This is a genomic window from Streptomyces sp. NPDC054794, assembly GCF_053611585.1.
The window spans coordinates 1-25,618 of sequence record NZ_JBSHAQ010000076.1; the positions used below are offsets into that span (position 1 = coordinate 1).

General features: G+C 68.0%; 23 protein-coding genes and 3 pseudogenes. 13 read left to right on the forward strand and 13 right to left on the reverse strand.

Translation table 11 applies throughout. The features are described 5' to 3' along the window. Positions 1–103: 103 nt before the first annotated feature. The gene (locus ACWGKT_RS44070; protein ID WP_453278131.1) at positions 104–805 is read right to left on the reverse strand and encodes an SDR family oxidoreductase; all 702 of its coding nucleotides are present in this window, start codon (positions 803–805) and stop codon (positions 104–106) included. Positions 806–1,419: 614 nt separating this feature from the next. Here ACWGKT_RS44070 and ACWGKT_RS44075 point away from each other — a divergent pair. After that, positions 1,420–1,893: a winged helix-turn-helix transcriptional regulator gene (locus ACWGKT_RS44075; protein WP_453278132.1), complete on the forward strand. Its 474-nt coding sequence runs from the start codon at positions 1,420–1,422 to the stop codon at positions 1,891–1,893. 648 nt (positions 1,894–2,541) lie between these two features. Here the strand turns inward: ACWGKT_RS44075 and ACWGKT_RS44080 are convergent. Further along, positions 2,542–2,829, reverse strand: coding sequence for a WhiB family transcriptional regulator (locus ACWGKT_RS44080; RefSeq protein WP_453277091.1), 288 nt, complete (start codon positions 2,827–2,829; stop codon positions 2,542–2,544). A 354-nt stretch (positions 2,830–3,183) separates the two neighbouring features. Between ACWGKT_RS44080 and ACWGKT_RS44085 the strand changes: the two genes are divergently transcribed. The 4 genes from ACWGKT_RS44085 to ACWGKT_RS44100 are packed head-to-tail and all read left to right on the forward strand — an operon-like array spanning position 3,184 to position 4,778. Further along, positions 3,184–3,483 (forward strand): transposase, encoded by a 300-nt coding sequence (locus tag ACWGKT_RS44085; RefSeq protein WP_453278133.1) that lies wholly within the window; start codon positions 3,184–3,186, stop codon positions 3,481–3,483. After that, on the forward strand, positions 3,480–3,839 hold the full coding sequence (locus ACWGKT_RS44090; protein ID WP_453278134.1) for an IS3 family transposase: 360 nt from the start codon (positions 3,480–3,482) through the stop codon (positions 3,837–3,839). The genes ACWGKT_RS44085 and ACWGKT_RS44090 overlap by 4 nt, the downstream gene beginning before the upstream one ends. Beyond that, a complete protein-coding gene (locus ACWGKT_RS44095; protein WP_453278159.1) occupies positions 3,839–4,366 on the forward strand; it encodes an IS3 family transposase in 528 nt (175 codons plus the stop codon). Before ACWGKT_RS44090 ends, ACWGKT_RS44095 begins: the two co-directional genes overlap by 1 nt. 7 nt (positions 4,367–4,373) lie before the next feature. Beyond that, positions 4,374–4,778, forward strand: coding sequence for a GNAT family N-acetyltransferase (locus tag ACWGKT_RS44100; protein ID WP_453278135.1), 405 nt, complete (start codon positions 4,374–4,376; stop codon positions 4,776–4,778). Positions 4,779–4,829: 51 nt separating this feature from the next. Here the strand turns inward: ACWGKT_RS44100 and ACWGKT_RS44105 are convergent, their stop codons facing one another. The 4 genes and pseudogenes from ACWGKT_RS44105 to ACWGKT_RS44120 all read right to left on the reverse strand — a co-directional run. Beyond that, positions 4,830–4,970 carry a hypothetical protein gene (locus ACWGKT_RS44105; protein WP_453278136.1) on the reverse strand — a complete coding sequence of 47 codons (141 nt, stop codon included), beginning with the start codon at positions 4,968–4,970 and terminating at the stop codon, positions 4,830–4,832. 537 nt (positions 4,971–5,507) lie between these two features. Continuing rightward, positions 5,508–7,268 carry a S8 family peptidase gene (locus tag ACWGKT_RS44110; protein ID WP_453278137.1) on the reverse strand — a complete coding sequence of 587 codons (1,761 nt, stop codon included), beginning with the start codon at positions 7,266–7,268 and terminating at the stop codon, positions 5,508–5,510. Positions 7,269–7,507: 239 nt separating this feature from the next. Further along, positions 7,508–7,684: pseudogene (locus tag ACWGKT_RS44115) on the reverse strand (IS256 family transposase); the annotation flags it as partial. Positions 7,685–7,832: 148 nt separating this feature from the next. Then, positions 7,833–7,967 (reverse strand): annotated as a pseudogene (locus ACWGKT_RS44120) (histidine phosphatase family protein); the annotation flags it as partial. Between the two features lie 178 nt (positions 7,968–8,145). Here ACWGKT_RS44120 and ACWGKT_RS44125 point away from each other — a divergent pair. The 7 genes from ACWGKT_RS44125 to ACWGKT_RS44155 all read left to right on the forward strand — a co-directional run bounded on the left by ACWGKT_RS44125 (position 8,146) and on the right by ACWGKT_RS44155 (position 17,440). Then, entirely contained in the window at positions 8,146–8,730 is a 585-nt protein-coding gene (locus ACWGKT_RS44125) for a DUF6431 domain-containing protein (RefSeq protein WP_453278138.1), read from the forward strand. A gap of 104 nt (positions 8,731–8,834) precedes the next feature. Next, a complete protein-coding gene (locus tag ACWGKT_RS44130; protein WP_453278139.1) occupies positions 8,835–10,190 on the forward strand; it encodes a DDE-type integrase/transposase/recombinase in 1,356 nt (451 codons plus the stop codon). Positions 10,191–10,330: 140 nt separating this feature from the next. Beyond that, positions 10,331–11,002 carry an ExeA family protein gene (locus ACWGKT_RS44135; protein ID WP_453278140.1) on the forward strand — a complete coding sequence of 224 codons (672 nt, stop codon included), beginning with the start codon at positions 10,331–10,333 and terminating at the stop codon, positions 11,000–11,002. Positions 11,003–11,314: 312 nt separating this feature from the next. Next, entirely contained in the window at positions 11,315–11,464 is a 150-nt protein-coding gene (locus ACWGKT_RS44140) for a hypothetical protein (protein WP_453278141.1), read from the forward strand. A gap of 1,480 nt (positions 11,465–12,944) precedes the next feature. After that, complete coding sequence (locus ACWGKT_RS44145; protein ID WP_453278142.1) at positions 12,945–15,440, forward strand: RICIN domain-containing protein; 2,496 nt, start codon at positions 12,945–12,947, stop codon at positions 15,438–15,440. 82 nt (positions 15,441–15,522) lie between these two features. Continuing rightward, the gene (locus ACWGKT_RS44150) at positions 15,523–15,708 is read left to right on the forward strand and encodes a hypothetical protein (protein ID WP_453278143.1); all 186 of its coding nucleotides are present in this window, start codon (positions 15,523–15,525) and stop codon (positions 15,706–15,708) included. Positions 15,709–15,781: 73 nt separating this feature from the next. Then, positions 15,782–17,440, forward strand: coding sequence for an RICIN domain-containing protein (locus ACWGKT_RS44155; RefSeq protein ID WP_453278144.1), 1,659 nt, complete (start codon positions 15,782–15,784; stop codon positions 17,438–17,440). Positions 17,441–18,160: 720 nt separating this feature from the next. On the opposite strand, the gene ACWGKT_RS44160 is transcribed toward ACWGKT_RS44155, so the two are convergent. The 4 genes from ACWGKT_RS44160 to ACWGKT_RS44175 form a co-directional block, all read right to left on the reverse strand. Further along, the gene (locus ACWGKT_RS44160) at positions 18,161–18,685 is read right to left on the reverse strand and encodes a hypothetical protein (RefSeq protein WP_453278145.1); all 525 of its coding nucleotides are present in this window, start codon (positions 18,683–18,685) and stop codon (positions 18,161–18,163) included. Positions 18,686–18,797: 112 nt separating this feature from the next. Then, the gene (locus tag ACWGKT_RS44165) at positions 18,798–19,181 is read right to left on the reverse strand and encodes a PPOX class F420-dependent oxidoreductase (RefSeq protein ID WP_453278160.1); all 384 of its coding nucleotides are present in this window, start codon (positions 19,179–19,181) and stop codon (positions 18,798–18,800) included. Positions 19,182–19,503: 322 nt separating this feature from the next. Next, the gene (locus ACWGKT_RS44170) at positions 19,504–20,793 is read right to left on the reverse strand and encodes an aldehyde dehydrogenase family protein (RefSeq protein ID WP_453278161.1); all 1,290 of its coding nucleotides are present in this window, start codon (positions 20,791–20,793) and stop codon (positions 19,504–19,506) included. 144 nt (positions 20,794–20,937) lie between these two features. Then, positions 20,938–22,488, reverse strand: a complete 1,551-nt coding sequence (locus ACWGKT_RS44175) for an MFS transporter (RefSeq protein WP_453278146.1) — start codon at positions 22,486–22,488, stop codon at positions 20,938–20,940. A gap of 114 nt (positions 22,489–22,602) precedes the next feature. On the opposite strand from ACWGKT_RS44175, the gene ACWGKT_RS44180 reads away from it, so the two are divergent. After that, a complete protein-coding gene (locus ACWGKT_RS44180; RefSeq protein ID WP_453278147.1) occupies positions 22,603–23,019 on the forward strand; it encodes a MarR family winged helix-turn-helix transcriptional regulator in 417 nt (138 codons plus the stop codon). A 162-nt stretch (positions 23,020–23,181) separates the two neighbouring features. Here the strand turns inward: ACWGKT_RS44180 and ACWGKT_RS44185 are convergent. From ACWGKT_RS44185 to ACWGKT_RS44195, 3 genes and pseudogenes are all read right to left on the reverse strand, one after another. Beyond that, positions 23,182–23,318 (reverse strand): annotated as a pseudogene (locus ACWGKT_RS44185) (IS256 family transposase); the annotation flags it as partial. Positions 23,319–24,178: 860 nt separating this feature from the next. Then, positions 24,179–25,045: a type 1 glutamine amidotransferase domain-containing protein gene (locus ACWGKT_RS44190; RefSeq protein ID WP_453278148.1), complete on the reverse strand. Its 867-nt coding sequence runs from the start codon at positions 25,043–25,045 to the stop codon at positions 24,179–24,181. A gap of 147 nt (positions 25,046–25,192) precedes the next feature. Further along, entirely contained in the window at positions 25,193–25,594 is a 402-nt protein-coding gene (locus tag ACWGKT_RS44195) for a DUF4345 family protein (RefSeq protein WP_453278149.1), read from the reverse strand. Between the last annotated feature and the right edge of the window lie 24 nt (positions 25,595–25,618).

Here is a 25,618-nt window from a genome sequence, read left to right on the forward strand (position 1 = left end):
GGGATTCTCCGCCCACGGCGCACGTCCGCAACGCCCTGCGCAAGGACCTTGTGCGCCGGGCGTTTTCGGCCCAGGCCGGCGCACCGCCGGGCGCCGCGCGGCATCAGGTGCCGGATGGCACGCTGACCGGCTGCGACAGGGTGGCCCTGATGCGCCGGGTCTCCTCGTCGGCGAGGACTTCGAACTGGTCGCCGATCAGGGCGTCCATGGTCAGCTCGGCCACGGTGGCGGGGCTGATCTTCGATGCGTTGGTCCAAGCGCTGAGGTCCGTGTCCACGAAGCCGGCATGCACCCCGACCACCAGGGTTCCCTTCGGGTGCAGGGCCTGCCGCAGGGAGTCCGTCAGTGACCACTGTGCGGCCTTGGAGGCCGCGTATCCGGGGAACTGCGGTTGGCCGATCCAGGACGCCAGCGAGAGCATGTTGACCAGTGCTCCGCCGCCGTTGCGGGCCAGGACCGGGGCGAAGGCCCGGGCCACGGCCCAGGTGCCGAAGTAGTTGACCTCCATCGCCTGGCGTGCACCGTCGAAGGTGCCTTCCAGGAGCTGGGTGCTCGCGCCGCCGACTCCCGCGTTGTTGATCACGATGGAGACGTCGTTCGCGAGGGCGGCGGCCGCGGCGACGTCCTCATGGTCGGTGACGTCCAGGCGCAGCGGGACGAGGTCGGCATCTGTCACGTCGGCCGGGTCGCGGACGGCGGCGTAGACCTTTGCTGCGCCGTGGTTGATCAGTGAGCGGGCGAACGCGCGGCCGATGCCGCGATTGGCACCTGTCACCAGGGCGACTGATCCTTTGATCTCCATCATGCTTCCTTTGCAACAGGCACGCCCCGTCCAGGTGGGCTCTTGGCAAGTGGTCGTCCGCCGGCCGGGAGGACCGGCATAAACGGGGGGAATCCGCCTGTGATCGGCTCGACGGCCGCTGCCGCACCATCCGGCGCGGCCGGAAGGGCATCCCACAGTCAGGCGTTCCCGAGCGGCTCGAGTCCAGCGCGCCGCTCCTGGGTCCCAGGCTAGCGTCTAGATTTATATATGCAAGTCAGACTAAGTCGGATTGAAGTGGATTGATCAGGAACTGCACCGCTCCGGGTGCTGTGCAATGCTGCGGCCGCTGAAGGCGCGAGGTGCGTGGCTGCGGCGGCGGGCAGGGGATGGGTGGCCTGCCCGCCAGCCCTGGCCGGCGGGCAGGCGCAGGAGCGCGCGGGGTGGGCGGTGCGGGTGCCGTGGGCCGGGAGGCCGCGCGCGGTCAGGGCGCCACGGTGAGGGGCAGATGCGGGGCGTGGCGTCGCTTCTGCAGGCGTGCCGGTCGAAGCGGTGGCCGGAAGTCTGAATTGCAAGATGCAACTCAGGCGGTAGACTCGTTTGCTGCAGCGTGCCGCAGCCGGCACATGCCCGAGTCGGCACCATGCGGGAGGTGGGCAGTGTCAACCGAACGGCAGTGGTCAGGCCCCACGGACGACGAACCGGCGTGCTCCATCGAGCGCAGTCTGCAGATACTCGGCGAGCGCTGGTCCTTCCTGGTGCTCCGCGAGATCTTCGCCGGCAAGCACAAGTTCGCCGAGATCCAGTCCGCCCTGGGCATCGCATCGAACCTGCTCAGCGCCCGGCTCAAGCTTCTTGTCGAAAGCGGCGTGCTGTGCACGCAGACCTATCAGGAGCCGGGCAGCAGGCCGCGGCAGAGCTATCACCTGACGGAGGCGGGGCGCGACCTGCGGGTGGTGATGTCCGCACTCCAGCAGTGGGGCGACCTCCATCGCCCGCGCCCCTCGGGCCCCTCCGCGCTGCGGCGGACGCGCTCCGGCTCGCCCGTCCATGTGGGGTACGTCGACGACGACGGTCACGAGGTGCCCGTCACCGAGGTGGTCAGCGTCATGGACACGGTGGCCAGGACCTGACCGAAGTCGCGGGCAGGCCGAGCCGGCCCTCCCCGCTGACGGCTGGAGAGGTGCCGGCTGAGGCGGCGATCAGGCCGGCGGCCGCGAGGGCCAGGGCGCTGGTGGTGAAGCGACGCATGTGGGGTTCTCCCGCTGGTTCGGCCCGGCCGGTGGGGTGCCGGGCGGCTGACGGCATGACACCGCCGCCTGGTCTATGCGAGTAGAACTCGTGGAGTGAACAAAGAGTGACCTGCGCAGTCCTTGCCTGGCCTGACCAATCCTTTTCGAAGGCCCGTGATTGGCAGCGGAGTTCAGCGTCCCCCGCCTGGACCCATGCTGTGGTGGTCGACGATCACAGGTCGCGGCCCAGGGACTGGCTTGGCTCAGCGCGCACCAGGAGGCCCAGGCACGTGCCGTGCAGCACCGGCGTACAGCAGCCGTCGCCACCAAGCGACGGTGGCAACCACCACGGCGGCGGTCCGGTGACGAGATGTGAGGCGACCGAGTGCGGCGATGGACAGGGGTTCACGGCACGGGTGGTGGCTCGGAGTCGTCGCCGGGAATCAGGTCGGGCTGGGCCTCGATTCGTCCGTCGCGGATGTCGGCGCGTGTCCCAACTAATACACGCTCGGCCGTGCTTGGCAGCTGCACCGCGTCGCTGTCCTGCGGTCAGCTGGCTGTGGGGTGTTCGAATGCCTGGCGCGCTTCCTCGAGTATTGCTCGCCAGGATGTGATGTCGGGTCTGCGGCGCAGCAGGGTTCGGCGTTCGCGTTCGGTCATGCCGCCCCACACGCCGAACTCGATGCGGTTGTCGAGGGCTTCGGCCAGGCACTCGGTGCGTACCAGGCACCCATGGCACAGCGTCTTGGCCCGGTTCTGCTGGGCTCCCTGGACGAACAGCTCGTCCGGTTCGGCACTGCGGCAGGCCGCGCTCTCCACCCATTCGCCACTGGTCATGGCTTTCTCCTCAGCATCCGCAACGACCCTACGCTGTCCTACGTATGGAACGCTCGCCAGGCCTCAAAGCAGTCACGGTCCTGTGCGAAGACCCGGGGTGCCGCGGCGTGGGCCGTCGTCCGCCCATGCGCCAGGCCAACGCGTCGGGTTCTCGGACAGGTGTGATCTGCCGGGACGCCAGCTATAAGTGCTACGGGTGGGTAGCATCCGGCGCAACATACTAGGGATCAGGGAGCGTGAGTGCCGTGGCCGACGAGGCTGCCACCATTCAGGAAAAGTACGCGGGGTGAAGCTTCCCCTTGATCGTGGACACCTGGAGACTGGGGCTTGAGGTTCCAGAGGAAGTAGCACCAGGTGGGAAGCAAGTACACGAAGCGGTATACGGCGGAGTTCAAACGGGACGCAATCGCGCTCGTCGACTCCACAGGCCGGACGGTCACCGAAGTCGCCCGGGAGCTCGGGGTGAGCCCGGAGTCCCTGCGCAACTGGTACCGCCAAGCGAAGGTGGACCAAGGCGAAGGGCGCCCCGGCGAGCTGACCAGTGCCGAGCGTGAGGAGCTCAAGCGACTGCGGAAGCAGAATGCCGAGCAGGCCAAGACGATCGAGGTGCTGCGAAAAGCCGCGGTCTTCTTCGCGAAGGAGAGCGATCGATGAACGAGACGTACGCGTTCATCGAGGCGGAGAAGACCACCCACGGCGTCGCTTTCCTGTGCCGGCTGCTGAACGTGGCCCGCTCCTCCTTCTATGCCTGGCAGGCGGCGGCGAAAGGCCGCGCCGCACGGAAGGCGGCCGACGAGGCCCTGGCCCACGAGATCACCGTCATCCACGTCGCATCCCGCCACACGTACGGCGTCCCGCGCGTCCACGCCGAACTGCGGCGCCTGGGCCGGGCCGTGAACCGCAAACGCGTCGCCCGCGTCATGCGCGAACGCGGTATCCAGGGCGCCCACCGCCGCCGGCGGCACTCGCTGACCGGCCGGACAAGAAGGCGAGACCGGCCCCGGACCTGATCGGCCGCGACTTCCACGCCGAGCGGCCGGGCACGAAGCTGGTCGGGGACATCACCTTCCTCCCCACAGCCGAGGGCCGGCTCTACCTCGCCTGCTGGCTGGACCTGGCCACCCGCGAGGTCGTCGGATACGCCATGGCCGACCACCACCGCGCCTCCCTCGTCGTCGACGCCGTGAAGATGGCGCACGGCCGCGGCGGCCTGCAGCCCGGATGCATCACGCACTCGGATCGCGGCAGCGAATACACGTCAGCCGAATTCCGCCGGGAAATACGCGAGTTGGGCCTGCGACAAAGCTGCGGCCGCACCGGGTCATGCTTCGATAACGCGGCCGCGGAGAGCTTCTGGGCCCTGCTCAAGGAAGAGATCGGTACCCGCACCTGGCCCGACCGGGCCACCGCCCGCGCCGAGGTCTTCGCCTTCATCGAGACGTTCTACAACCGGCGCCGCCTGCGCAAGCACAAGGTCTTCGGCTACCTCACCCCAGCCGAGACCAGGCAGCGCCACCAGCACGCCCTCGCAGCATAGAGATCGAGTGTCCAAGATCACGGGGAAACTTCATGCTGCTGGGTGTCCCCTCGGGCAGGTCGTCTCCGGGCTCGCCCAGCTGCCGGGCAGCAGGCAGCACATCCTGTTGTCGATGCTGACGTACGCGAAGATCAAAGCGGTCGCCGTGTCTGAGGACGCCCGTCGGCGCGGGATCGGGGCCGTGCTGCTGGCACGGTGCGTGCAGGTGTACTGGCAGCTGGACTACACGCTGCTGTTCGACGAGTTCGACACCGAGCGCGCCCTGGGGCCGTACTACACGCGGCAGGGCTTCACCGTGCTGCGGTCCGGGCAGAGCATCGACGTCGGCACCCTGATCACCGGCATTCCGCTTCATCTCGGTGCCGGACCGGGCCTGACCTTCTTCCATCGGTGGCGGCCGCAGGACAGGTGACGGCCCTGCGGGAAACCAGCCCCATCGCGTGGCTTCAGCTCCGAGCCGCCATCAGGCCGCCAGGACATCCCGGAGCTCCCGTAGGGCGCGTTCGTGGTGGTGTTGGGCGGGGATCGCTTCGTGCAGGTCCAGGGCGCGGCGTCGGACCAGGCCGGTGCGGTAGTGGGGCTTGGCCGAAACCGTGCGCGGCACTCGGTGCCCCGCCTCCCTCGCATTCGGCCTCCTTGCCGGTGGGCGTCCTGGGCGGCGTTTTTGCGCCGTGCTTATAGCGGCACTGGAGTCCTCCCGAACCATGGGTGAGGAAGATGCCGCGTGCAGGGTCACTCGCGGGCGCCCAGCAGGAGTTGGTGCGCAAGGCGTAGGCCTCCCGCGGCGAGGCCGCCCCCGCGGTCCTGGCCGGGGCGGTGGCCCGCCGCTCGAGCCGGCCGGCACTCCTCGGGGCTGTGTCCGCGCTGACCGTACGGTCGGCGCGGACACAGCCCTGCAGCTCGTCAGGGAGGCGCACGGTGAGCTGGACACCGGCTCCAGGCCGTCCGCGGCCTTCCTGGACGCCTCCGGCATGGTGGCCCCAACCGCGGCGTACACCGCCTCCGGGGCCCATATGCCCTCTGCCCGCCCAGCGGTTCGCAGCCCTGGCCGAACAGACCGCAGCCCGCCTTGTCCGCGGCCGCGGGCGGGGAGCTGTCGCGGCGCTGTGCGTGCTGTACGCGGGCGTTGCCCGGCCCTGCGCTAGAAGGTCAGGTTCCAGGCGTCGATCTTGCCTGTGTCGGCGGCGGCGTTGTCGTTGACGCGCAGCTTCCAGGTGCCGTTCGCGACCTCCGAGGAGGCGTTCACGGTGTAGGTCTGGGCGATGTTGTCGGCGCTGCCGCCGGTGTGGTTGTGCAGCGTGTAGACGGTGCCGTCCGGCGCCACCAGGTCGACTTTCAGGTCACCGATGTAGGTGTGCTTGATGTCCACACCCACCTTGAGGGTGGCCGGGGCGTTGCCGGTCACACCGGTGACGGCGATCGGGCTCTCCACGGTCGCGTTGTCGTTGATGGCGAAGTCCGCGAGGTTCTCGAAGTACTTGCCGGTCGGCGGGGTGGTCCCGACGGCCTTGAGGGCGTCGACCTGTCCTTCGCCGAAGAACGAGTTGTTGGCCGTCGTGCCCGTGCAGCGGCTGTCCGAGGGGCAGGCGATGTCGTTGGCCTGCTCGGCCAGCTTGGCGCGGAGCTGCGCTGGGGTGATGCCCGGGTTGGCGCTGGCGATGAGTGCCGCCACGCCAGCCACGTGCGGGGTGGCCATCGAGGTGCCGCTCTTGCTGCCGTAGCCGCCGCCGGGGACGGTGGAGTACACGTTGCTGCCCGGCGCCGCGACGTCGATGACGCCCTGACCGTAGTTGGAGAACGAGGCCTTGGTGACGCCAGTGCCGTTGGCCGCGACCGTGACCACGCCCGGCAGCTCGGTCGGGATGTCGAGGCAGGCGTTGGTGATGGTGCGGGTGACCGGCGTGGAGTCGTTCGGGCTCGCGGAGTCGGTCGTCTTGTGGGCGAGGTCGTAGTTCTCGTTGCCCGCGGCGGCGATCTGGAGGGAGCCCTTGCCCTCGGCGTACTCCTGGGCGCGCTTGACGCCCTCGATGATGGCGGCCTGGTCGATGTTGTCCGGGCAGTTGAACTGCCACGGGTCCGTGTAATAGCTGTTATTGGTGACCTTGAAGCCGTGGTCACCGGCCCAGACGAAGCTGCAGATGGTGTTCTCGGCGAAGAAGAAGGAGTTGCCCGGTTCGGCGACCCGGACCGCGGCGATCTTCACCCCGGGTGCCACGCCGACGACGCCCTTGCCGTTCTTGGCCGCGGCGATGGTGCCCGCTACGTGGGTGCCGTGCGTGTCGACGTCCCGCCATGCGCCGGCACGGGTGTCGGGCTTGCCGTAGGCGCAGGAGACCGAGTCGGCCGCGTCGAAGTTGGGCGCCAGGTCCTGGTGCTGGTCGTCCACACCGGTGTCCAGGATGCCGACCGTGACGGAGGCGGAGCCCGGGTTCACGGCCCAGGCCTGGTCGGCTTTGATCTGGCTCATGTCGGCCCGGACCGGTTCTCCGGCCGGGGTCGAGGCCTGGGCCGGATTGGCCGGGAGTGCCGGGTTGTAGGCGTCGGCCGGGACGTCCGAGGTACGCGTGGCGCCGACCTGCTGCACGCCGGCGACGCCGCGCATGGTGGCGGCGAATCCGCTGGACGCCGAGTGGGCGACGATCACGCCGATGGCGTCGAAGTTCGAGAAGACGGTGCCGCCGTTGGCCGTGATCGCCGAGCGGACCGCCGAACTGTCACCGGGGGCGGTGATCACGAGGTAGGCACGCGTCCCGGCCACCCAGGTGGCACTCTGGGATGCCGGCACGGCGGCAGGAGCGTGGGCCTTGGCGGCCGGCGCGGTGGAGGGGACGACGGGGAGCGTGCCCGCGAGGGCTCCCGGGGCGCCGAACGCGAGGGCGGCACCGAGCGTGGCCGCCAGCACCAGCGTGCGTCTAGGGCGGCTGGATATGTGGGGTATCAATGCGTCCTCCGGAGACGGCCCGGCCGTGCTGAGGGCACCGGCCGGGCCGTACGAAACGAGTGGTGGATGCAAGATGTCAGGTGCATGCCCTGTACGGAAGTACCTTTCCGTGCAGGGACGTTATAGAGGCATGGCTGAAAATAGACGTACTCCGGGCATCGAGGGTCGGGATCCATCGAGAGCTCGGCGACGTCGACCGCGCGCAGCGCGGTGCGCGTGTCGGTGTGCTCGTGCCACTCCGCGCCGATCCTCGCGCTCGCCTCGGCCTCGATCAGCTCCTGGAGCATCCGCTCGGCCACCGAGCGGACGAGTTCGAGCCCGTCGGCCGAACGTAGTGACTCCAGCAGGCGTAGTAGGTCAGACTGGGACAGGGCCACCGTGCACCTCCCGGGTTGAACTGGCCGTTCACCAAGGAGACTTGCAGGTGGCCCGCCTGCTGGGCAGAGAGCGGAATCCCCGTCAGCACACGCCCCCGGGCGTACGCCCTAGCCTTGATCGGCTACACCACCAAGCGGGACGCCATCCCGTGAGAGGGGCCTCACGAAGCCGCTTCCCGAGCAGGACGGCTTGGCGGCGGCCATTGTCCGCCAACTTGCTCTCGTCCTCAGATGCCTCACCGTGCCTTGTGAGGTAGAGGTATCGGGCAGCTGTTGCCGTCATGGGCGAGTCCTCCGTCAGGGTTCATGATCTTACGAACGTCTGGTGTTGGACGACTCTCTGTATGAGCACGAAGCCGGGGGTTGGCGACAGTCGCAGTGGACATGAGTGCTGATCTTGGTGGGCAGTCTGATCTTGCTTCGTGCACGAAGGCACGGTGTGCACGAGGCGGAGGTACCGAGTGCTCATCGTCGACACCGACGTCGTCCGGGTGGAACGCCAGCTGCGGGCCGGTGAACTGACGTGCCCTTCGTGCGGTGCCGTGCTCGCTCCGTGGGGTCACGGCCGGCCTGGGGAGATCCGCTGTGATCTCGGGGCCCGGCTGTTCGTACGACCTCGTCGTTCGCGCTGTACCGGCTGCCAGGTCACGCACGTGCTGCTGCCGGAGATGCTGTGGCCGCGGCGGACGGATACTGCCGAGGTGATCGGGGCCGGGCTGGAGATAGCAGCCCTGGGCATGGGACACCGCCAGGTCGCCGCCCATCTGGGACTGGCGGAGGACACCGTCCGCGGCTGGATCCGCTGCTTCCGCCGCAGGTCGGAGGAGGTCCGCCGGTATTTCACCGTCGCCTTGGTCGCGCTCGCGGACGATCCGGTGATGCCCGATCCGTGCGCCTCGCCGCTGTCGGATGCGGTCTCGGCCATCGCCGCCGCCCATCGGGCGGCGGCCAGGAAGTGGCCGGAGATGAACACGGTGTCGCGGTGGGCCTTCGCCGGCCGGGCGATAGACGGCCGGGTGCTGACCTGCACTCTTTCGGCTAGTTGATCAACGCGGGCCGCCCCTGGGCGGCGATCGGAGGCGCCGGAAGTCTTGGTCGTGTCCGTCCGCAGAGGGGCGGACGCTGATCGAGATGCGAGGAGAGTCCGCGCATGGCATGGAGCGAGGACGAGGACCGCTGCCGGGCGGAGAAGGCCCGGCAGGTCGGTCTGTTCCGCTATTCCCTGATTCAGGACCTGCTGGACACCACACTTACCACCCGCGAACGAGGCCGTTTGGCAAGGGAGTTGGCGGAGAAGGAACACACCGATCCGTTCGGACGGCAGGTGAAGGTGTCCAGGGGAACGATCGACCGGTGGACCCGCGACTACCGCGGAGGCGGGTTCGCCGCGCTGGTTCCCGAGCCGCGCAAGGCGGTCCCCAGGACGCCGCCGGAGGTGCTGGATCTGGCGGCTGCGTTGAAGCGGGAGAACCCGGCCCGGACGGCCGCGCAGATCCAGCGGATCCTGCGCACGGCGCAGGGCTGGTCGCCGACCGAGCGCACGCTCCAGCGGCACTTCGTCACGGCCGGCCTGACCGGCACCGGCGGCGACAAGAGCGTGTTCGGCCGGTTCGAGGCCACCCGCGGCAACGAGTTGTGGACCGGGGACGCTCTGCACGGGCCGAAGATCGGCGGGCGGAAGACGTACTTGTTCGCCTTCATCGACGACCATTCCCGGGCGATTGTGGGGCACCGGTTCGGGTTCGCCGAGGACACCATCCGCCTGGCCGCTGCCCTGCGGCCGGCGCTGTCGGCCCGCGGTGTCCCGGAGTCGATCTATGTCGACAACGGGTCCGCGTTCGTGGACACGTGGCTGCTGCGGGCCTGCGCGAGCCTCGCGATCCGTCTCACTCACTCCAAGCCCGGACGGCCGCAGGGTCGGGGGAAAATCGAACGGTTCTTCCGCACCGTCAGGGATCAGTTCCTCGTCGAGCTTGATGAGGAACGTGTCGGCCAGATCGAGCATCTCACCGAGCTGAACAGGCTGTTCACCGCCTGGGTGGAGACGGTCTATCACCGCACCGTGCATTCGGAGACCGGGCAGCCTCCGATCGAACGCTGGCTGGGTTCGATTCCCCGGCCGCTGCCGCTGCCCAGCCCCGCTGATCTTCGGGAGGCGTTTCTGTGGTCGGAACTGCGGACCGTGACGAAGACCGCGACGGTCAGCCTGCACGGCAACACCTACGAGGTCGACCCGATGCTGACCGGGACGAGGGTGGAGCTGGTCTTCGACCCGTTCGACCTGACCGAGATCGAAGTGAGGGCCTCGGGGAAGACGGCGGGCAAGGCGGTTCCGCACCGGCTGGGCCGTCACACGCACCCGAAGGCGAGTCCGGAGACGCCGGCCCAGCCGGCGCCGTCGACAGGGATCGACTACCTGAAGATCCTCGACGAGACGCACACGGCGAACACCGCGAAGGGCATCAACTACTCGTCCCTGCTGGACGATTCCAGGGGGCAGCGATGATCGACCGCGTCCAGGGGTACTTCGGTTTCACCCGCATCCCCTTCGGCCGGGACCTATCCCCGTCGATGCTCCACTAGCACCATTCCCACCGGGAGGCGGCGGCCCGCGTCGCGTGGTGCATCAACAACCGTGCGATCGGCGTGGTCACCGGCGAGGTCGGCTCCGGCAAGACGGTCGCTCTCAAGGGCGCCGTCGCCTCGCTGGACCCGGCCCGGTTCACGGTGATCTACCAGCCCATCCCGGAGGTCGGGATGCGCGGCCTCTATGACCGCATCGTCACCAGCCTGGGCGGGACCCCTAAGTTCCACTCGGCCGCTCTGGCAGCTCAGGCGTCCGCGGCGCTGGCCGCCGAGGTCGACGAGCGGGGCCGGACGCCGGCCGTCGTGATCGACGAGTCGCACCTGCTCGACCACCAAGAACTCGATGCGATCCGCATGCTCACCAACTACGACATGGACTCCACAACGCCGTTCGCGGTGTTGCTGATCGGCCAGCCCACGCTGCGGAAACGGATGAAGCACGGCGTCCTGGCGGCCCTGGACCAGCGGATCTCGATCAGCTACCAGATGCCCACGATGACGAAGGAGGAGACGGCCAGCTACATCAAGCACCACCTCACGATCGCCGGACGGCAGGACACCCTGTTCTCCGACGACGCCGTCGAGCTGACCCACCTCACCAGCCGCGGCCTGCCCCGCTCGGTCAACAACATCGCCTGGCAGTCCCTCATCGCCGCCTTCACCGAGGAGAAGGGCATCGTCGACGAGTCCTCCACCCGCCTCGCCATCACCGAGACGCACGCGACAGAGTGACGACGAAAGCGACACCACGTTCAGCACGACCCCGGCGGCCTGACCGCCGGGGCCGTTTCACCTGGTCCGTCGACAACCAGAACGTCACCTTCGTGCACGTCTTCAGCGTCGCTCAACAGTCACCACCGCGGTCGACACAGCTACGCCTCGGGTGTGGTGGGTGCGGGGTTCTGGTCGGTGGGGGTGGCGTCCTGGTCGGGTGTCGCGGGATCGGTGTCCTGTCGCTGCGGCACGTCCGACGATGTCGCCTTCCCTGGCCTCGAAGACTCCCGGAGCCTCGGTGACCCCCGGCTCCAAATCGATCGGCGCCGTGTGCAGCTCGGCCACGCCGACCCGGAGTCGGCCGCCGGTGCGCTGCTGATGCTCTACGACGGCGCGATGGCAGCCGGCTACCTGGACGACTCGACGGCCGCTCACAAGACCCTGCGGGACGCGGTCAGGCTGATCCGGTCGGGAGGCTGACCCCGTCGGAGCGGCATCAAACAGCGACTCCGTACGGGGCCCCGGCCGGGCCGGGGCGCGGATTGGTTTCATGGAACCTTTTGGTCTCTGTTCGACGTGCACCGGGGACCCACCGCAGGTCTCTGCCTGGAGGCAGTCCCGCGCGGGAGGCTGAGAGGCCGCCCGCACCCACGAGGTAGGAAGACCGGTCGTTCTTCGTACCGAAGATAACGCCCTCGGCGGACTCGCGCCAGGGGTCGATCGACTTGTGGGCTCCCTCACCTCGTCCACCGCTGCCGCAGAGGGCCGCCGGCCTCCACGGCCGACCTCCTCTGCGGCGTGCCCGACCGGCGTGTGGTCGGCCATCGACATGACGGCAACCAGCACAACTGTCCCGCCCGGCCCCCGCTGCAGCGTGCGGCCACCGGGTCCGGACAGGGAGAGCGCAGACGAAGAACGTTGCATGACGACCCCTGGGGAAGAGAGCTAGCGACCCTGGGAACTCAAGGCACAAAGACACGAGATCGATCAGAAACAAACGTCATCCAACAGCACGCCCATGACACCTGTTCGGATTGTCGAACGTCAAGGGCTGTGTGCCGCTTTTCTCGACTTGAGGTCACGCCAAGAGATCCGATGATCACGCGCATGGGCGTGCACCCATGGCCCCGCGGAGCCGTGAGGCGTGGTGATGCGGTTGACGAAGTGCGCAGAGAAGCCCAGCACAAGCCCTGTGCGGCCAGGAAATCTGACGAAAGCGCCTCGGACTTTCACTCAACCGGCCGCGGCAAGAGCTCCCACGCCAATCCCTCAGAAAACAACATTTTCCTCGGCTCGGTGTCTTGACAGTCTTGCGTGAGCACGCGGTACAACTACGCCATTGGCATGATGCGTTGACCGCGACCGCCGCGGACACAAGCCCTGGCAGCCGTCGGTGAAGAACGTTCACCGGTACTGCCTCATTGACCACCACTGATGCAGGGGGCCCTCCCTCACGCCATCGAAAGGATCACCCATGACGATCTCCCATTCCCGTTCGCCGACCAGACCGACCGTCTCTCTGCGAGTTCGGCACTCATCGGCTCGCTGCCTGACACTCACGGCCAACTTCACCGCTGCGCGACCCAACTTCCTTATTGTTTTGGCCGATTGAGCATCGGTCACTCGCAGCATCCGTGCGGCGCCATCGAGCCGGGCAAGCCAGGCAGGTAGCACCCTTCATGTCTCGGCGCGCGGACAGATCCGCATCCCCGGGGGACGGGTCCTAGGCAAACGCGTGCCAGTTCACCGGCAGCGTCGCTGATCAGTCTCGCTGGCCCTGCGAAACCGCGACGCCCCCGGCCGACCGCCGCTGCCGTGCACGGATCGGTCCAGTGCTACCCGCTCGAAAGCCGCCCACCCCCCAACCCGTAAGCGCCGGCAGCCCGATGTTCGGCATGCCCGAAAACCCTCAGGAAGGACGATCCTGATGCTTCCTCATACCCGCCCGCCTACGGTCGACATGACAGGCCGACGCTGCTGGACGGCAGTTCTCGCCGTCGTCGGGCTCTGCTTGGCGCTGGTCACCGGCGTGGCACCGACCCGTGCACACGCCGCGACCGGGACCCCGATCAGCGTCGACGGCAATTCCCAGGGTCGCATGTTCGACGGCGTCGGAGCCATCAGCGGTGGCGGTGGCAACACCCGCCTGCTCGTCGACTACCCCGAGCCGCAGCGCAGCCAGATCCTCGACTACCTCTTCAAGCCCGGCTACGGCGCGTCCCTGCACATGTTGAAGGTGGAGATCGGCGGCGACACCAACACCACCGACGGCGCCGAATCCAGCATCGAACACTCACCCGGCAGCATCAACTGCGACAACGGCTACGAGTGGTGGCTGATGCAGCAGGCCAAGCAACGCAACCCACGCATCAAGCTGTACGCCCTCGCCTGGGGCGCCCCGGGCTTCCTCGGCGGCCACGACTTCTGGTCCACCAGCTCACCGTCGACGGTGGACTACCTCATGACCTGGCTCGACTGCGCCAACAAGCACAACTTCACCATCGACTACCTCGGCGGCTGGAACGAGAGGTACGACAGCAAGAAGAGCCCCGCCTGGTACGAAGCCCTGCACGCCGCCCTCGTGCAGCACGGCCATGCCACCACGAAGGTCGTCGGCGCGGACAACAGCTGGCAGAACGCGGACGAGATAGCCTCCAACTCCGAGCTGTCCAAGGCAGTAGACATCCTCGGCACGCACTACCCCTGCGGCTACCGAAGCGATCAGAAAGACTGCTCCCCTACGCACCACGGCAGCAACGGAGCCGCGCAGGCATCCGGGAAGCAGCTGTGGGCGAGCGAGAACGGCTCGGACGACGCCGATTACGGCGCCGTGGCGATGGCCCGCGGTATCAACCACGGTTATCTGGACGGCAAGATGACCGCCTACATCAACTGGCCCATCATGGCGTCGATCTCCCCCAACCTCGATTTCAACGGTGTGGGCCTGATCCAGGCCAACCAGCCCTGGTCCGGCGCCTACAACGTCGGCCGCAACACCTGGACGATGGCTCAAACCAGCCAGTTCACCTCCCCAGGCTGGAAGTACTTGGACACCTCCAGCGGCTATCTCGCCGGCGGCACCGACAAGAGCATGGGCAGCTACGTCAGCTACGCGGCCCCGGACAAGTCCGCCTGGAGCACCGTCTTCGAGACCATGGACGCCACCGCCGACCAGACCGTCTCCCTCTCCGTCACCGGTGGTCTGCCCAGCGGCACCCTCCACGTCTGGACAACCGACCTGAGCGACGACCATCCGCGCATGGTGGCCGCGCCCGACCTCATGGCCTCCGACGGGACTTACCAGCTCACCCTGAAGCCCAAGCACCTTTACACCGTCACCACCGTCACCCCCGAGCAGGCGCCCGGCACCGTTACGGGCCCGCAGCGCACCATCCAGCCACTTCCCTACTCCGACACCTTCTCCGGCTACAACACGGGCACGGAGGCCAAGTACTTCGCCGGCATGAACGGCGCCTTCGAGGCTGCGCCCTGCGGCGGAGCGCGCAGCGGCCAGTGCCTGCGCCAGATGACCACCACTGCGCCGATCCAGTGGACCGGCGAAACCAAGAACCAGCCCTACACCACGATGGGCGACGTCAACTGGTCCAACTACACCGTCTCCGCGGACGTGCTGATGGAGAAGTCCGGAGGCGGAGCCGACCTGCTGGGCCGCGTCGGCTGGCAGACGAAGAACAACAACGGTCTCAACGCCTATCACCTGACCCTCGACACCGCAGGCAACTGGGCCCTGCAGAAGAGCGACCAGGCGTGGAACTTCACCACACTCCCGGGCGCCAGCGGCAAGCTTGAGAAGGCGCCGGGCACCAACACCTGGCACCGGCTCTCCCTCACCTTCCAGGGCAGCACCATCACCGCGAAGATCGACGGCACCCAGGTCGCCAGTCTCACCGACAGCAGCTACGGCGCCGGCCAGCTCGGGCTCGGCACCGTCTGGGACTCCGACACACATGGGTACTACGGCGTCCAGTACTCCAACCTGTCCGTCACCCCGGGTACGACTACGAACCTGAACGGGACCTACAAGATCGTCAATGTCAACAGCGGCCTGGCGCTCGACGCCCAGCACGAAGACACCGGCAAGGGAACGCCGATCATCCAGTATCCGTTCAAGGACCAGTCGAACCAGAAGTGGACGCTGACCGCCAACGAGGACGGTTACTACACCATCACCGGCGTCGGCAGTAACAAGGTGCTGGACGTGTCGAAGAAGACCACGTTGCCCGAAACCCAACTGCAACTGTGGGACGGCAACGGCGGCACCAACCAGCAATGGGCGGTGACACCGTCGACCGACGGCGCCTTCACCATCGAATCCCGCAACAGCGGCCACCTGGTCGACGTCATCCACGGCTCAAAGGACGAAAAGGCCCCGGTCATCCAGTGGAATCCGAACGGAGGCAGCAACCAGCAGTGGAAGCTGGAGAAGGTCGGATGACCGACCCGCACTGAGCGGGGACGCCTCGGGCCGCGGTCGACCGGGCCCTCGACGACGGAATCTCAGGGGTGGTGGACACCCATTGGACGCCGTGCGCCTCCTCAACGGATATGAGGAGGCGCACGTGCACGCCCGGCCGAGACGATTTCCGGAAAACCTGACCGGTGCGGGAGGCGCGTGCGTCGCCGCGCTCGTCGCCAGCCTGGCCGCCAAGCGGACCTGGCGTGACCTGCTGCGTGACGCACGGCCCTCTCGGCTGCCGCTGTGAGGTGGGCTGCTGGAGTCTCGGATGCGCCGCGCCGGGCCCCTCACCACGCAAAGACTCGAGGAAGAGGTTTCTTGTGCGAATATGCAGACGTCTCGCTGTCCCGATCGGCCTGGGCCTTGCGGCCTGTGCCCTGACCGGGACCGGCGTTACGGCCCATGCGGCCTCGGCAGCTCCCGCCTCCGGCACCGTATACACCCTGACGAACGCCGCGAGCCACATGCTGATGGACGTCCAATACGGTGCCACCGGTCCCGGCAAGCCGATCGTCCAGTGGCCGTCGAACAACGGGGCCAACCAGCAATGGCTCCTGACCCAGACCAACTCCGGCGCGTACACCGTCATGAGCGCCAACAGCGGCCTGTGCCTGGACACCCCAGACCCGCAGAACTCCACCCCGCCCGTCCAACTCGTCCAGAACACCTGCAACGGCGCCGCCGGCCAGCAATGGAAGATCCAACCCGTCGGCGACGGCACCTACACCCTCGCCAACGCCGCCAACGGCCTGCTCGCCGACAACGTCAAGTCATCCACCACCAAAGGCACCGAGATCATCCAGTGGCCGTCCAACGGCGGCGCCAACCAGCACTGGACCCTCACCCCGCTCACACGCGTCGGCACCTACACCGCCGGCCTGATGTACAACGGACCATCCTTCACCAACCAGAGCATCCGCATGGTCGCGCACACCACCGTCGCAGGGTCCATGCTCCGTGTCCGACTGAGCAACCTCTACGGCACAGGGCCGTTGATCATCGACGCCGTCGACTTCGCCCGGCAAAGCAGCACCCCCGGCACCGCCGTCCCCGGCACCCACCACACCGTCGCCTTCAACGACAGCGCCTCCGTCACCATCCCCGCCGGGCAGGACGTCGCCAGCGACCCGATCCCGATGGCCGTGGCCGCGAACACAGACCAGCTCGTGACCGTCCACCTGCCGGGCACGCCCGCCGGCACCACTTGGCACGCCGAGGCACAGGAAACCACCTGGATCTCCACCGCCGGCAACCACGTCACCGACGACGGCACCGGCAACTACCCGAGCACGAAGACATCCTGGTTCTTCCTCGACGGCCTGGACGTCATCTCCCCGACCGCCATGGGAACCCTGGTGTGCGTCGGGGACTCCATCACCGACGGCGTCGCTTCCACTACGGGCGCCAACCACCGCTGGCCCGACTACCTCGCCCAGCGCATGAACTCCACCCCCAGCGGCCCCACCCGCGGCGTCGTGGACGCCGGCATCGGCTCCAACCGCGTGCTGACAGCCGTCAACGGCAACAACCCCAGCCTCCAGACCCGATTCGCCCACGACGTACTCGGCCAGCCCAACGTCAAAGACGTGATCCTGCTGGAGGGCATCAACGACATCGGTACCAACACCGGCCCGAACGGATCCAGCCCTGTGACCGCCGCGGATCTTGAAAAGGGCATGCAGGCCGTGATCAACCAAGCCCATGCCGCGGGCGTGAAGGTCACCGGCGGCACGATCCTGCCCTTCAAGGGCGCTGGCTACTACACGACCTACGGCGAGCAGGTCCGCCAAGCCGTCAACCAGTGGATCCGCACCAGTGGCGCCTTCGACGGCGTCATCGACTTCGACAAGGCAATGAAGGACCCCGGCAACCCTCTGGCCCTCAATCCCGCCTACGACAGCGGCGACCACCTGCACCCCAACGACGCCGGCTATCAGGCGATGGCCAACGCCGTGAACCTCGTCCCGCTGACCCCGTAGCACCCTGACGCGGAGCCTCTGCGGACCCACTGAGCAAAGAGAGCAGATGCCGCGTTGGGGCCCCGCGCTCCCCAGAGTGCGGGGCCCCGACGGGTTGCATGGAGTTCGACCGGCCGGAGCCGTCGGCGCCCCTGTGCAACGGCCAGGCCAACCAGAAGTGGACCCTCACGTGACCTCGCCCACTTCGAGGGGCCGCGTGGCCACGAGACCAGTCGAAGTGACAGATGTACACGCAAAGACCGGGACGGAGGCTGAAGGCCCGAACAGAAAGGCAGGGCACTCCATGTCGGACGAGGTGTCCCCACACCCCAGTCGCCGCGCCGTGGTCGGCGGTGGGCCGGCCCTCGGAGCCGCCGTCGCGGCCGGTCCGTACCTGGCCGCGGCGTCGGCGGAGGCCACCCCCGCCGCCGAAGTGACGCGACGGCTCGCCCTCACCGTCAACGGCGAGCTCCTGAAGCTCGTCGTCGACCCATGCAGCAGCCTCCTTGACACTCTTCGCGACGAGGTCGGCGTCACCGGCCCCAAGAACGGTTGCAATCAGGGGGGTGTGAGGGACGTGCACTGTGCTGCTCGACGGACCGCGCGTCCTGTCGTGCCTCACCTTCGCGGTCCTGCACGATGGGCAGGAAGTCACCACCGTCGAAGGCATCGCCGACGGCGACCGCCTGCACCCCGTGCAGCAGGCTTTCGCAGCGATCACGCCCATCCAGAGCCTAGAGATCAGGCGGCGTGGCCCAGCACCACTGGGCCGGTCCGCGCCGCGGCGCGCACAGCGGTCGCGTGCACAGGAGGGGCAGTGCGGACGGTGGCCGCGACCTGCGAGCGGTTCCGCGCGAAGACAACGAGGCGCAGCGCCGCGAACCGTGCGACACCGGCGAGTGCGGAGGCGGACAGGTAGACGACCTGCTCGAGCACCACACCGGGTGCCACCACCAGTTGCTGCAGTACAAGCATCGCCACGGAGGTCACCGCATACGCGGCCGCCGCGAACCCGGCCGACTGCGCATGCTGGCGCCAGGTCGCGTGCCCGCCCGCGCCGAAGGTGATGCGGGCATGCAACTCGGTGGCGAGGAGGGTGGAAACCGCGGTGATCAGAGCGTTGGCCAGGCCCCAGTAGATCCAGGAGGCGAGGGCGGCTACGGCGAAGCTGGAGGCGAGCCCCACTCCGCCGCCGAAGAGTACGAAGCGGGCGAAGGCGGTGAAGGTGCCGGGTGCCGCCTGCTGCTGACTCTGCGCTGTCTCCATGATCCGACCCCCTTGATCGTTCACTCTTGTGTGCCATGACCGTCTGATGGCATTCACCAAGGCCATCCGACAGGGCGGTCCCTGATGCAGGCGCTGACGGTGCGTCAACGCGTTACGGGGTGAGCCGCACGCGGATGCCCAGCGTGCTGTCCTTTCCCTGGAGCCGGCTCTGGAGGATCATGAGGCGGCCGAGGATGCCGTACTTGCGGGCGATGAGTTTGCGGTAGCGGGCGCCGGTTGCCTCGTCGGTGATCTCGGCGGTGGCTGGGACCGGGTCGCCGGTCGGGTTGCCGCGCAGGTCGCAGGGGCCGACGAGGATGTCGCCGCGTGCCCGGATCCGCTTGACCTTCCAGGAGTCGGCGGGGGTCCGCACGCCCAGCGTGTCGCCGTCGCGCACCACCCACACCGGGGTGGCGACCGGGGTGCCGTTCATGCGGTAGCTGGTGACGAGCATGTACTTGCCGGCGCTGAGCTGCTCCAGCAGCGTGTCGTCCATGATGCGTTTGTGCTCCTTGCTATGGCGTTCGAGGTCGTTGGCCACTTGGGCGGCGTACTGCGATGTCAGTTTGGAGGCAGCCGTCGTGCTCTCGGCCTGAGGGAAGTACGGATGCAGCTCGTTTTGGTTGAGGACGGGCGTCTTGCCGCTCTCGTCGAGCAGTTGGGTCAGGGTGCGGGCGGGTGTACTTGGTGACGCTGATGGCCGACCGGCACCGCCCTCGAACTCGCGCATGGGGTGCTTTCTGCCGAAAGTGCCGGGCGGCGACGCGCGTGAGGTTGCGGGGTGGGATTGCGTACCGCCGCCCCGGAGTTGGGGTGGTTCAGCTCAGGGGGACGTCGAGGATGGCCTTGCGGTGGCTGAAGGTTTCGATGGAGTAGTGGCCGTGGTAGTTGCCCATGCCGCTTTCGCCGACGCCGCCGAAGGGGAGGGTCGGCACGGCGAGGTGGTGCATGGGCAGGCCGAAGTTGAGGCCGCCCGAGGAGGTCTCGGCGGCGAGGCGGCGCTTGGTGGTGTCGTTCTCGGTGAAGGCGTACAGGGCGAGGGGCTTGTCGCGCTCGTTGATGAACGCGATCGCCTCGTCCAGGTCCGCCACGGTCAGGATCGGCAGGATGGGTCCGAAGATCTCCTCATGCATCACGGGCTCCTCGGGCCGGACGTCGGCCAGCACGGTGGGGGCGATGTATTTGTCCGTGCGGTCGGTCTGCCCGCCGGTGACAGTTCGGCCGGAGGCCAGCAGTGTGGAGAGCCGGTCGAAGTGCCGTTCGTTGATGATCCGTCCGTAGGTGTCGGAGGTCTGCGGGTCCTCACCGAACAGTCCCTTGATCGCGACGGTGAGGGCGGCCTGCAGTTCGGTCGCGGTGTCCGGGTCGGTGAGGACGTAGTCGGGGGCGACGCAGGTCTGTCCGGCGTTGGCGAACTTCGTGACCGCCAGGCGCTGCGCGACCGTGGCGATGTCGGCGTCCCGGTCCACGAACACCGGTGACTTGCCGCCGAGTTCGAGGACGACGGGGGTGAGGTTCTTCGCGGCGGCGCTCATCACGATGCGGCCGACCGTGCCGTTGCCGGTGTAGAAGATGTGGTCGAAGTGCTGCTCCAGCAGCACCGTGACTTCCGGCGAGCCGCCCTCGACGACGGCGGTGGCGTCGGTGTCGAGATAGGCGGGCAGCAGTTCGGCCAGCAGTGCCGAGGTGTGGGCGGCGTAGTTGGCGGGTTTGATGACGACCGCGTTGCCGGCGGCGAGCGCGCCCGCGACGGGCACGAGCAGCAGGTTGATCGGGTAGTTCCACGCCGAGATCACCAGGGTGACACCCAGGGGGTCGAACTCGGTGCGGGCGGTGCTGCCGGGGAGGCCGGGCACGCTCACGGGGGCGGGCTGCGGGGCGGTCCACTCCTCCAGATGCTCCAGGTAGTCGTCGATCTCGACGATCGTGAGGTCGATCTCCATGGCGTCGGCCTCGGCGCGGTTCTTGCGCAGGTCGGCGTAGAGGGCGTCGGCTATGGCCGCGCGGTTGTCGGTCAGCAGGTCACGCAGGCGCATCAGCTGCTGCCGGCGCCAGGACAGGGTCTTGGTGCGGCCGGTGCGGAAGGTGGCGCGGAGCCGGTCCACCAGCGCGGTGGCGTCGGCGGCGGTGAAGGTGTCGCCGAGGGTGAAGGCTGCCTTGGTGTCAGTCACGGTCGTGTCCTGTTCGGATGGGAGGGAAAGCCGGTCGGCATCGGGGGAAGGAAAGTCGCGGCCCTGGTGCGTGTGGTGCGGTCAGACCGTGACCGCCGTGCGTTCGGGCGTGGTCTCGCCGTCGCCCGCCGTGGCGAGCGTGTCGGTGGCGGGGGAGGGAGACCTGCGGCGGATCGCCAGACCGACCATGGCCACGCCGATGACCAGCACGAACGCCATGCCGGCGAGGGCGAAGCTCAAGGTGTACTGGCTCTCGGCGGGCAGCGCGGGAACCCCGGCGGGCAGGTTGTCGAGCGTCTTGGAGGCGAGCAGCGAGGTGATGACCGCGCTGCCGATCGCACTGCCGGCGGAGCGGGAGATGGAGTTGATGCCGTTGGCTATGCCGGTCTGGTGGTGCGGAACGCCGGCCACGATCAGAGCGGGCATCGCGGCATAGCCGAAGCTGATGGCGACGCCAACGACCATGCCGGCCAGGATCACCGACGCGGTGGTGTCGTGGGCGAGGGTCAGCCAGGCAAACCCGATGACCCCGAAGACGGCACCGGCGGCGAGGGTGAGACGCGCGCCGATGCGGCGGACCAGCAAGCCTCCGAACTGTGCGGCGACGAGCGAGACGAGGGCGGACGGCAGCAGATAGACGACGGAGGCACGCAGGACGGAGGCGCCGAAGCCGTAGCCGGCGATCTCGGCAGGGGTCTGGACGAGGTAGGACACGCCGATGAACTGGGCGAACATGGCGAATCCGACGAGCAGTCCGGCGAGGTTGGTGAACAGCACCGGGCGGTGGACGAACATCTTCATGTCGACCAAGGGGTCGCGGACCCTGCGCTCGACAAGGACCCAGACGACGGTCATGACGACGGCACCGGCGAAGAGGGCGAGCGTGCGGGCCGAGGTCCAGCCCCAGGTGTGGCCCTGCGAGATGGGCAGCAGGAGCAGGATGAGCACGAGGGCGAGGCCGGCGGCGCCGAGCCAGTCGGTGCGCCCGCCCATCCGGGTGCGGGGCGCGGGGACGGCGACCGCGACCGCGATGAGGGCGGCGGTGGCGAGTGCGGCGGCCAGCCAGAAGACCTGGTGGTAGTCGGGGTGGGCGCCCTGGGAGAGGAGCCCGGCGCTCACCAGGGCGAGGCCGCTGCCGAACCCGAGCGTTCCGCTGACCAGGGCCATGGCGCCGGGCAGCCGCGCGGGCTCGACCTCTGCGCGCAGCACGGACAGCGCGAGCGGGAAGATCGCGGTGGCGGCGCCCTGCATCACGCGGGCCACGATGAGCCACAGCATGGAACTCGTGGTCGCGGCGAGCACGGATCCGGCGACCATCACCACCAGCACACCGAGCAGGGTCGGCTTCGTGCCGCGCTGGTCGCCGAGGCGGCCCAGGAGCGGCGTGAAGACCGCGGCCGACAGCAGCGTGGCCGTGGTGACCCAGCTGACCTGGGCGGTGGTGGCGGCGAGGTCGTTCTGGATGATGCCGAGGATCGGGATGACCAGGGTCTGCATCATCGACACGACCATGGCGGCGAGGCCGAGTACCAGGACGAGGCTGAGACTGCCGGTGCGGCGCTCCGGCTCGGTGGCAAGGGAGGACTTCACGGTCTTCTTTCCGGTGAGAGTGTGCCCGAAGGGTGGATGCATCGATGGTCGAGGAGTTAAACCGTTGAGGTACTCGATGCTTGAGGACATCAAACAATAAGAGCTGGTGGATGTCAAAGGTTGGGATACTCAAGCTTTTCGCGGTACCCTCGACGCATGTCCCCCATCCCGTCCAAGGCGCAGCTCATGGAGTTGCTCGCCCATTCGGTCAGTACGCACTACGCCGACTTCACGACAGCCGCCGCCGACATGGGCCTTACCTCCAGCCAGGCAAAGACCCTCTCGGTGCTGCGTCGCGCACCGGCCTCGATGCGCTCGCTCGCACACACCCTTGCCTGTGATGCGTCGAACATGACCGGGATCATCGACCGGCTCGAAAAGCGCGACCTGGTCCGCCGCGAGGTCAGCACCACCGACCGTCGCGTGAAGAACGTCGCCCTCACCGAGGTGGGTGAGAAGGCGATCGACACGATCCGCGAGCGGATGGAGCAGACGCAGACCGGCCTGGATCAACTGTCCGACGAGGAGCGCGCCGAACTCTTCCGCCTGCTGACGGTCGTCTTCCCGCACTGATGCGCGCTGTGCCGGTGCTGGTGGCATTTCCGTAGACGGATCAGTGTGCGGCGGGGACGTTGCAGAACGCCGGCAACTCGGCCTCGCCGTCGGTGATCTCCTCGACCCTCTTGAGGGACTTCACGCTGTTGGGACGCGCCTACATCTTGATCGTCTGGAGACAGCTCGCGGTCCTCGGCGTGGTAGATGTCTGGACTCGCCCGACTCGCAGTAGCCGTCGTTGAGTGCGACCAGCTCCTCGGTGCCGTCCGCGCGCGTACGCCGACAAGGGTGAATACGCAGGCCCTGGCCACACGTAATTCACCTCCAAAACTGGTGCAGTGCGGGCAGAGGTCGCCGGAAGCAAGGCCCGCAAGGGCGCCATACTTCCCAGCTCCCGGCCGAGGCGGTCTGTGCCCCAGTGCCCGAACGCGGCAAGCCGGTCGTGGTGGAACTGGGTGCCGGCACCGGACCGTTCACCGCCCAGATCCAGCACCGGCTCGGCGGTCGCGGCCGCCACCTGGCCGAGATCGATCCACTCCTCGCCCAGCGCCTGCGCGACCGCCACCCGGGGACGGAGGCGATCCAGCGATATGCCGTACACCTGCGCCATCTACTGGACGAGCGTGGCATCGAGAGCACCGACGTGATGGTGAGCGGCCTGCTCCGGGCCCTCTTTCCCACCGCAGCCCAACACCGGCTCATGGACTCGACAGCCGCGGTGCACGCACCTGGGGGTGCCTTCACCGCGTTCAGGCTACCTTCACGCGGTTCCCGTCAGCCCCGCCCGTGTTCCGCGGGCTGCTGGCGGCCGCTTCGAGGAAGCCGTGCCCAGCCGCACCATATGGCGCAACACACCCCTAGCCTCCGTCCTCCACGGCCGCAGTCCGGTCGATGACCGGCTGTACGGATCCGTTCTCGATCAGCGCCCAGACGCGGTCCTGGACCTGGGCCACGATGTCTGCCTTCTGCCCGATCGGGCGGGAGCGCAGGGTGGTCCCGTGAGCGGACGCGCGCTTGAGGAGGAGTTCGTCGAGGCTCAGTTCGCCGTCCAGGCCGTTCCGTAGACCGACCGACCATGACGTCGAGGATCACGTCGTAGGGCCCGTGCTCGGCGAAGTCGGCCTGTTCGGGGCCGCCCACAGTGGTGACGACGCGGGCGCCGAAGTGTCCGTACCGGTTATTCGGTCTCGGCCAAGGCAGCGAGGATCAAGTCGCTGACGGCCTTGGTGGAGACCGGGTTCTGGCCTGTGATCAGGCGGCCGTCGCGCACGGCGTGCGGTGTCATCGGGATGGTGGAGCGCACGTACTTGGCTCCCTTGGCGCGCAGTTCGTCCTCCAGCAGGAACGGCACCCTGCCCTTCACGCCGGCCAGTCTTTCCTCGACCGTTGCGAAACCCGTGACGGTGCGGTTGTGTACGAGCGGAGTCCCGTCGGCGTCACGGAGGTTGATGAGGGCGCAGGCGCCGTGACAGACCGAGGAGACGATGCCGCCGTGGGCGTAGATGGCCTGGGCTGTTCCCTGCAGGTCGGCGCTGTCGGGGAAGTCCCACATGGTGCCGTGGCCGCCCGTGAAGAAGATCGTGGAATAGTCGTCCGGATCGGCGTCGGCAATGGAAGCAGTGGACTTCAGGGCGGTCATGAAAGCCGGGGCGGCGCGATACGTGCGAACCGCCCGGTCGGTGAACAGGCGGCCGAGGCTTCGAGGGTCGAGTGGCACCTCGCCGCCGGCCGGGCTGACCACATCCACGGTGCGGCCGTCCTTGACCGCCTTGTCGTAGAAGTGGACGAGTTCACCCAGCCAGAGGCCGGCCGGGTGCTTGGTCGGCCCGTAGGTGGCCTGATTGGTCACCACCGCCAGAATCTTTTTCCGTCTCATTCTTCCCCGTCTCCTTCGCGGGCCAACGACACATTCGGGGCTGGGTGCGGCAGACGGAACACCGGACGCAGCCGACGCCTGCATGCTCAGGCAGCGATCACCGTCCCCTACCTGCACCGGTTCCTTGACTTGAGGCCCCTGCTGATCAACACCGCCTGCCTTGTTCATCGTCCGGGCAGTTCCACCAAGCCGCAGGGACACTCGTTCCGCGAGCGCCTACTGGCCACCGCGAAAACCTGGTGAGCCGCCCCAGCGGCATGGGGCCCACCTCGACGCGATGTGCGACACCGGCCTGCCCATCCCTGGACCGGTGCCTCAAGCCGCCGCCACTCGTCTTGACCTGAGTGCGGTGGAATGCGCCAGGACGATGACGATCGAAAGGATGAAATCCAGGAGGGCAGAGGCGAGGAAGACTCCCGCCGGGCTGGGGATACCGTTCTGGGCGAGGGAGACCAGCCGGCCTACGCCCCCGAGGAAGATCGGGACCGCCAGGAAGTAGACGAGCACTCCCTGCCGGAGGATCGTTGCCGCCGTCCAGAAGAACAGGGGAGCCCAGCCGATGTAGACGCCTGCCATGAAGCGGTGCACGTCGTCCGCGTCCGGCGGGCCTCCCTGCGCCAATAGTTGTAGGCCGTTTCCGAGCGCGATGGCAGTGGCCAGCAGCAGGCAGACACGGACGATGGTGCTGGCTGCTGCGACAGGCACGCGTACCGCCATAACGACTCCTTGTGTATGCCGGAG